Source organism: Bifidobacterium sp. RTP21102st3_E2_RTP21102_210122 (assembly GCF_040916945.1).
Taxonomy (GTDB): Bacteria; Actinomycetota; Actinomycetes; order Actinomycetales; family Bifidobacteriaceae; genus Bifidobacterium; species Bifidobacterium longum.
This window is the reverse complement of the sequence record NZ_JBCPAN010000018.1, coordinates 1-1,472: the sequence shown is the minus strand read 5'-3', so window position 1 is coordinate 1,472 and position 1,472 is coordinate 1. Positions and strand designations below refer to the sequence as shown.

Annotated in this window: 1 protein-coding gene; it reads right to left on the bottom strand. The window is 35.0% G+C overall.

The features are described from left to right. Positions 1–1,472 (bottom strand): hypothetical protein (locus tag AB5287_RS09900; RefSeq protein ID WP_368221163.1); only part of this gene is annotated, 1,472 nt, incomplete at both ends.

Sequence of the window (1,472 nt, the reverse complement as noted above, 5' to 3'; positions counted from 1 at the left end):
TTATTACATAAAATATAAATTTCATTAACATTTGATTCAGTCTTATTTCCATATATAGCAGCACCATTTGTCACATAAATTTTAGTTTTTGATATTGGACAAGAAGCATATCCCGCTCCCTCATATTTGGATTCATTGTCAGTAATTACTACATTAGTTAAATAAAGCTCACCGTTAGCGCCTTGAACATTATAATTATTATTCGCACCATTTACATAAATTCCACCACCGCCGAACATTTTGTCGGTAACTCCACTGGCATCCATTTGGTTATTGGTAATTCTTCCTCCAGCAATATAAGCCTTGGAAGCACCCCCACTATAATACTTTGCTTGAACAAAAATTCCACCACCAGCTGAACCTGCTGTATTACCATCAATTGTTCCACCACTCATTTTTAAGATATTTGAAGCTCCCCATTGATTTGAACCCAAACTTATTCCACCACCAATTTCGTTCGCATAATTATTTAATACCTTTGCGTCAGCGGACATATTTATAGTAGATCCCTCATTTGCAAGTATTCCACCACCTGCCGAATATTTTTGTTCACCATAATCATAGTCTATGACTAAATTCGATTTATTATTTTGAACAGTTCCACCGGAAAAATTCATTATGGACCTATATAAATAAATTCCTCCACCATATGTTGCTTGATTGTTTTCAACGCTTCCACCAGTCATATTTATGGTTGCACTTGAAGCATTAACTGCGCCACCTCGTGTTGCAGTATTCTGAATGTCCTTTATTTTGTTATTTCTTAATATAGCATTGTTACCAATATTCAGCTCTGATTTATCCTCAAGGCTTACAAGGGAATTTTCGATACCAATATTTTCGTCAGAATTTCCATCAATTGTTATATCAGTTAAGGTTGCCTTTTTACCAGCTCCCACCTTAAACAAATATTTGTTGAAGTCTTTTCCTCTTAGTATTTTTGCATTTGTTCCAGCTAGAGATATATCCCCCGCAATAGATGTTGTTCCAACTACGATAATTCTCTTTATTTTCTGATTGTTAGTAGCTATTTCCTTTGCCCGAGCAAAAGATTTGACAGCTCTGCCCAATTTCCCGTCTAAGCTATCATCGCCTGAAACACCATCTAAATATACATTGTTCCTATCAGGATCAGCTTCGCCAATTTTAATTTCTTTTACAGTAATCAATTTTGCATCTTCGATTGAACCTGTATATGTTGCCTTTGGTGCAAGTCTTGGAATTTTCAGAATCATTTTTCCATCGGCTTTTTTAAGATATAAATCATAATGAAGTAGATATGGCTCCACCGGATTTCCGTCATCTTTATTATAATATTCTACTTCTACCTTGTTGTATGGAATCTTTATATCTTCAAAGGATATATTTCCATCCCAGTTGTAGCTCTCTGCCGTATATGTCATATTTTTTACAACTGTATTTGCTTCTCCCTCTATATGAAGCTCATGCTCAACAAGAAAATCTTTTAATGC